The 6499-nt window shown below is 38.7% G+C and carries 9 protein-coding genes; 2 read left to right on the top strand and 7 right to left on the bottom strand.

Features of this window, described 5'->3' with window-relative positions:
- Positions 1-16: 16 nt before the first annotated feature.
- Entirely contained in the window at positions 17-766 is a 750-nt protein-coding gene (locus BUB93_RS10575) for a ZIP family metal transporter (RefSeq protein WP_073271951.1), read from the top strand.
- Positions 767-809: 43 nt separating this feature from the next.
- Here BUB93_RS10575 and BUB93_RS10580 read toward each other — a convergent pair whose 3' ends face one another.
- The gene (locus tag BUB93_RS10580; RefSeq protein WP_073271954.1) at positions 810-1019 is read right to left on the bottom strand and encodes a hypothetical protein; all 210 of its coding nucleotides are present in this window, start codon (positions 1017-1019) and stop codon (positions 810-812) included.
- A gap of 64 nt (positions 1020-1083) precedes the next feature.
- The gene (locus BUB93_RS10585; protein WP_073271957.1) at positions 1084-2364 is read right to left on the bottom strand and encodes a chloride channel protein; all 1281 of its coding nucleotides are present in this window, start codon (positions 2362-2364) and stop codon (positions 1084-1086) included.
- A gap of 405 nt (positions 2365-2769) precedes the next feature.
- On the opposite strand from BUB93_RS10585, the gene BUB93_RS10590 reads away from it, so the two are divergent.
- Positions 2770-3525 carry an SDR family NAD(P)-dependent oxidoreductase gene (locus BUB93_RS10590; RefSeq protein WP_073271961.1) on the top strand — a complete coding sequence of 252 codons (756 nt, stop codon included), beginning with the start codon at positions 2770-2772 and terminating at the stop codon, positions 3523-3525.
- A gap of 61 nt (positions 3526-3586) precedes the next feature.
- Here BUB93_RS10590 and BUB93_RS10595 read toward each other — a convergent pair whose 3' ends face one another.
- The 5 genes from BUB93_RS10595 to BUB93_RS10615 form a co-directional block, all read right to left on the bottom strand.
- Complete coding sequence (locus BUB93_RS10595) at positions 3587-3940, bottom strand: DUF1475 family protein (protein ID WP_084117258.1); 354 nt, start codon at positions 3938-3940, stop codon at positions 3587-3589.
- Between the two features lie 149 nt (positions 3941-4089).
- Positions 4090-4716 (bottom strand): DUF3793 family protein, encoded by a 627-nt coding sequence (locus tag BUB93_RS10600; protein WP_084117260.1) that lies wholly within the window; start codon positions 4714-4716, stop codon positions 4090-4092.
- 18 nt (positions 4717-4734) lie between these two features.
- Complete coding sequence (locus tag BUB93_RS10605) at positions 4735-5169, bottom strand: flavodoxin (protein ID WP_073271964.1); 435 nt, start codon at positions 5167-5169, stop codon at positions 4735-4737.
- Between the two features lie 224 nt (positions 5170-5393).
- A complete protein-coding gene (locus BUB93_RS10610; protein WP_143159101.1) occupies positions 5394-6185 on the bottom strand; it encodes an AEC family transporter in 792 nt (263 codons plus the stop codon).
- 53 nt (positions 6186-6238) lie between these two features.
- On the bottom strand, positions 6239-6499 hold a 261-nt coding region (locus BUB93_RS10615), incomplete at its 5' end, for an ATP-binding protein (RefSeq protein ID WP_159432049.1).

The following is a 6499-nucleotide window of genomic DNA, read 5'->3' on the forward strand; positions in this document are numbered from 1 at the left end:
ATTTGAAGGAGGCAACATGGAAAGTTTACTTTATAGTTTTTTTGCTGGCAGCTCCACTGCATTGGGAGCAATTATTTTAATGTTATTCGGTAAGCCGGGCAGGAAAACGATGGCAGCCTTGCTTGGGTTTGCTGGAGGAATCATGATAGCCGTATCACTGTTCGAGCTGATGCCTGAGGCTTATGAGCTTGGCGAATCGCTCTTTGTAGTCGTCGCAGGTTTTATTCTCGGATGCGGCATGATGTATCTTCTAGATGTATTTTTACCTCATGCCCATATGTCAACAAGCGATGAACTGATCGTCGAAAACGCATCACATATACATGAAGAACGAAAAATTCTTCGCACAGGATATCTGATCTTTTTCGGCATCGCTCTCCATAACGTTCCGGAAGGTCTAGCCATAGGTGCCGGACTTGAAGCTAGTCCCGAACTTGGCATGTCCATAGCACTTGCCATAGGGCTGCATAATATCCCTGAAGGTTTGGCGGTAGCAGGTCCTTTAAAGGCTGGCGGTTTATCTAGCCTAAAGGTCATCCTATTTACTTTAGGTGCTGGTTTAATGACCGTCGTAGGAACTACAATAGGTCTGGTAGTATTCGGTATATCTACCGCTATGATAGGAGGTTCTCTTGCCTTTGCAGCGGGAGCGATGATTTACATCGTAAACGACGAGTTGGTTCCCCAGGCAAATGGTCTTCACAGCCATTTAGCCAATGCAGGAATAATTGCAGGCACCCTGATAGGGTTTGCAATGCTCTTATAAAATCCTAGATAGGCGCAGTTATCGTGTTTTTTGTTAACTGCGTCTATTGATTTTCCTCTACTTTTTCAAGCCTTTTCTCTAATCCCTCTATTCTCTCTTCCTGATTAATAAATATGCTTATGAAAATAGCCATCAAAAACGAGAAGAACATTAATGCTCCCCAGATGCTTTCAAGAATTATTCCACCTAAGAAAAATAACAGAACCGCACTAATTATAAAGCAGATCATAAAAACCGATAAGAAGTTTATCAAACAATCACCTCCATTAACACTCTGTTTTCTATATTTAAACTAAGTGGCCATAATATAACTGTATTCAATGGCTTTCATCTTTCGCATCCAAATCTCTCCACACTTTCATTTCTTCATACTGCCACTGGTCAGGTGAATTTATACCGTAGATTACCTTGCTATGTCCTACGGCATAACCTATGATGCTTCCCAATGTAGCTGGAACACCAAGGCGCAATCCCACCATCTCAACTAGCATGATAGCAGCCGCAACTGGAACGTTGGCAATACTGGCAAGACTGGCCGCCATTCCTGTTATTACCAATGATGATGAAAGACCTAAATTGCCATTAGCCACTAATGTAGATATTCCATTTCCGGCTAGAGCTCCAACAAACAACGCAGGTATGACAAGACCTGCGCTCCCTCCAGAGGCTACTGTAAATGAAGTGGCCAGTATCTTCCCAATAAAAAGCAAAAGCAAAATCATAATAGGAAAATCCATGTCTATCATTTCCTGTATAACAAAATTACCTTTTCCTCCCACGTTAGGTAGTACCAATAAAATCAAACCGGTCAATGCCCCACCCAAAACCGGGTGAATCTTTGAATACGGTATCCGGCTAAATATTTGTCTACTATATGAAAAAACACTCATAAATACTAAAGATGCTATCCCTGCTAAAATTCCAGCCAAGATTAAAAAAGGAACATTGTATACATCCGGCAGATAATCCGGAATCAGAAACAAAGGTGTAGGTTTAGATATCATGCTATATACTACAAAACCCATCGTAGAAGAGAGCATTGCAGGAAATAAATCTCCGTAATGAAGCGACGATCTGTATAATATCTCTACGACAAATATTCCCCCTCCTAAGGGTGATCTGAAAATAGCCCCAATTGCCCCTGCTGCACCACATATTGTTAATATCCGTCTATCTTCTTTATTGAATTTATTTTTTATAAAGGGTATTTTTAAGACTACATCTGCCATGCTTCCACCCATAACCAACATAGGACCTTCCACCCCGCCACTGCCATTAAAGCCCAAAGTCGCTGCAGTAGCCGCTAATTTGCTGAACAATGTCTTCACTTTTAAATACCCACCATGGCGATTCACTTCATTCATGTAGTGATCAGTTCCAAATCCGGAGGCATTTCTATCCCAAAGATAAATCATCGAAACTAAAACTCCTCCAATCAATGGCGTCAAGCCTATGTGAAAGTTATTGCTTATCCTTGAAACCAAATCGATTGACTTATTTAATGCAACTGCAGAAAAACCACCTCCAACGCCCACTACAGTTGCAACTGTCAACCACTTTACCATGTATTTTCCTACGTACTCAGATATTGTTTTCATATTTTCTCGTATAATCAAATCATCATTAGATGGTGATTTAATTAATTCCTTTCTCCCAGGTTCTCTGGGTGTCTATTTCCATCTTTGATATATTTATAAAAGCACTGTGGATCTGTATTTCATATTTTACAGCTTTGACTGTTCGGAGGTGACTCAGACCACAGCTTTTCGTCTATTACTGTTAATAAGTTTGTTAACGCTTGACGTTTGTATTTACGTGATTACACCTCAAAAGGAAAACACCTTAATGTAGGTCTTTTCCGCTTAATTGTTTTGCACTTTAGTGCTTTAAATATATTATATGGTACCATAACAATAATCCTAATACAATCTTCATAATTTCACATGCTTTTAATTTTTGACTAAACTATGTTAATATAAAATCATAAAATATAAGGAGCCGTGATGGGTATGTTGTTAGAAAACCGTATAGCACTGATTACCGGCGCAGCACGTGGAATTGGCAAATCTATAGCTAAAGATTTTGCTCAAGAAGGTGCTCAAGTAGTAGTGCTGGATATTTTGGAATCCGAAGGAAAACAGACTGTAAGTGAAATTCAAGCTGAGGGGGGCAGGGCCTACTTCATCAACTGCGATGTAACCGATTCTCTCTGTTTGAAATCAGCGACCTTGGAAGTGGAAAAAAACATGGGCAAAATAGACATCTTGGTTTTAAATGCTGGAATTTCAATAAAACAACCCCTTGATGATATCGACGAAGCCACTTGGCACCAAGTGCTAGATGTAAATCTAAATGGAGCATTCTTTACACTCAAGGCATTTATCGATCACATTAGGTCAAGCAAATATGGAAAAATAATATTTATCTCTTCCGGTTCTGCTTACACAGGAACAGGGGGTGGACTTAATTACGTAGCATCAAAGGCGGGACTTAACGCAATGGTTTTAAATCTAGCCAAGGAGCTAGGTCCTTTAGGTATAAACGTAAATGCAATAGCACCAAGAGTCATACATACCGAAATGCTGGAAAATCTCTATCCTGATGAAGAGAGTAAAAATAAAATACGAAATTTGATTCCTATAAGAAAGATAGGTCAACCGGAAGATGTAGCTTATCTAGCCAGCTTTTTGGCATCAGACAAGTCTGAATACATCCATGGCCAGGTGATCTTGCTGGATGGAGGCAGGACATTCCAGTAAAAATCAGCATATTAATACCTCTCGTTATTAGAAACAATCCAATATTCGAGAGGTATTTTCTTTAATTGTATATTTTCTTTAACAATATCTTTTTTTGGGAACCTAAAAAGAAATTCAACCAATCTCCCTTGCTAGTGTATAAATTGAGGACTACATAGGCACTCCCTGCAAAAAAACCGAGAATCATCATCGCTGCTATCCACAGTATGGTTACAAACAATTTCTTTTCGCGAAATGCTATCCAGCAGGAAAACAACGCAAAGCCCACATACAAGTCCACCAATGAAACTATTCCCCATGGATTCGAAATGATCTCTCCACCATCTGCAAAGAAATCACCTTTTATAAAGCCTTGAGCCAAGGCAAGCGTCATGGCCAGCAATCCCATCCACCCAATTGTTTTTGCAAGCTTCACTATTACACCTCCCAGATTTTATAATGCAACCTAACTATCTTAAGATAATATTACCCTGGGCAGTTTGATTCAATCAAATTCAAGCACAAATGGGTGTCTGTACAATCCTGACAGCTACTTAATTTCATTTGGTTGTTTTTTGATCTATTTTATGAAGCCAGCTCTATTATCTTTTGAGGCTTTATACCCTTTTCGAGTGAATCCACAATATTTGATCTAGCTATGTCATATACATCAAATATCTTTTTTGCTCTGTCAGCGTTAGAATAAACTCTCCAGTATCCAGAGCAGATGCTGCACTGTTTGTCATCAGATGAAAATGCAACCACATCTGCTAACGGATAGCCTAAGAATACTCCAATTTCATCAGGGCATCCATTAGAATAACGGTCGCTTAATATCTCTAAGGCATCTTCAACTGATTTTACCCCTTTGTATCCATTGCATTGCAAGTACTGGTAAACTTTGTTGCTATTGATTATTCTACTGAGCCAGTCACGTCTGTAGAACAAGACGTTAACCCCGTCCCTGCATGTTTTCAGCTCTTTATAATCAAAAGGCACCGTTTCCTTAACTTCATGTTTGTATTTTTCCCAAATATCTTTCAATTTGAAGGATGAACTGTTTTTTAAACAAATCAAAAAAGACGGTTTTACTCTATTGATGGTAGCCGCGCCATGAAAACATATTTTATGCATTAAAAGATCAAAATCATCGTATTCGTACATTCTATTTATGTAATTTGCGATCTCGGTCTTGGTTTTTAATTTCATCATTTCTATCTCACCTAATTTTCAAGCAATCTCTTTTGCCAACATTAAACCCAGTTCCTTGCAGTTATTTATGCCTTCATCGTCAGGCATTTCATTTATAATCAAGCCTTCTTTTAACAAGTTTGCATCTTGCTGTTTAATTCTTTCTTCCCAGTCAGCCATCCACTCACCGTCACCCCATCCATATGATCCAAACAAGACTATTGGCTTGCCACTGATCTTGCCAGATAAGCTCTCAACAAAGGGTTCCATCTCGTATTCCTCTAAAACTTCCGCACCCATAGATGGGCACCCCAAGGCAACTGCATCTGCTTTTTCTACATCATCAATCTTAGCCTGGCTTACATTCAGAAGATCTACCTTTACATCATTAGATTTTGCTCCTTCTGCAACCGCTTCTGCCATTGCTTGAGTATTTCCTGTACCTGACCAATATATTACGACAATTTTTTTCATGCCATACGCCCTCCCAATCTATTTATGATGATAATGATTATCATTATCATCATAAATAACGTTATCATATTTACAAGGTCTTGTCAAGGACACAACTTCACTTTGTGTTGTTAACTTGTGATAATGTCACCTTTAGATTCACTTGATAAAATGTCACATTCTATTAAATTCAATATAAAAAAAGGATGCTGCTTGCATCCAAAATAATCGATTTTGCTTATTTATTAAAACGAAAAAGCCGATATTGCCCAAATGATGAAAAAGCTCAGTATAATCGTCATATTGTTTGCCGTGCCTACCAGCTTCACATCATAATTAAATTGCACCGAGTAAGGTAGCGAGCTCATGCTTATAGGCAGCACAAACATAATTAAAAACATGGGGGACAATACCGGATTATACGGAAGCATCAAATACAATAATACTCCAAACAAAGCCCCTACAGTATACCTTGTCAAAATAATCTTTCCTACTGTGCGCAAATCCTTTGCTTCAATTCTTAACTGTATGACAATCCCAAGCAGCAACAATGCCAACGGCATATTCGCTCCTGCTAATACATCTATAACGCCCATTGCCATCGACGGAAAACGAAGTCCGGACAGGCTCATTGCAACTCCTATCATGTAAGACATGAATGGAACTGATTTTCCCAAGATTTTAGCAAGAAACCCTATGCTGAACTTAGCATCCCCTTCCTTGTAATATTTTGCAAGAAAATAGCTGCTGCCAAAAACAATGAATGCATTTCCTACATCAAACATAATAATGTATATCATGCCACTTAGTCCCCAAATTGTTTGCACCAGAGGATATGCAAAAAGTCCTATATTAAATCCCGGGACCGTGATAGCATATATGCCTTTTTCTTCTCGATATTTGTTTTTGCCGAGTATTATTGCTATTATAGTCATTATCGCACCAAATCCAAAGCCTAAAAACGTCATAAACAATATGGTCAGGTCCATGTCAACACTCATGGATTTAAGCACTATTGCCGGAAGTGTGTTTGGCAATAGAAAAGTACAACTTTTGGCAATCAAAAATACAATAGCCAGTACTAACCTTATTACTTGATTAATGAATTCATCATGCGGTAGCTTTTGCCTGTAAATATGAGCATATGAGAATGGTGCACTAGTCTATCAACGATAGCCGCAGTTAGCTTTTCATCAAACAGGAAACCTTTCCATCTACCAAACTCAATATTGGTTGTTATGATGACGCTTTTAGTCTCATAACATGTAGAAATGATATCAAACAACAATCTGGCACCTTCTTGGTGAAGGGGGAGATACCCCCATTCATCAAGTATGAGCAAATCAGCCTG

This window comes from Alkalibacter saccharofermentans DSM 14828, from assembly GCF_900128885.1.
GTDB lineage: Bacteria > Bacillota > Clostridia > Eubacteriales > Alkalibacteraceae > Alkalibacter > Alkalibacter saccharofermentans.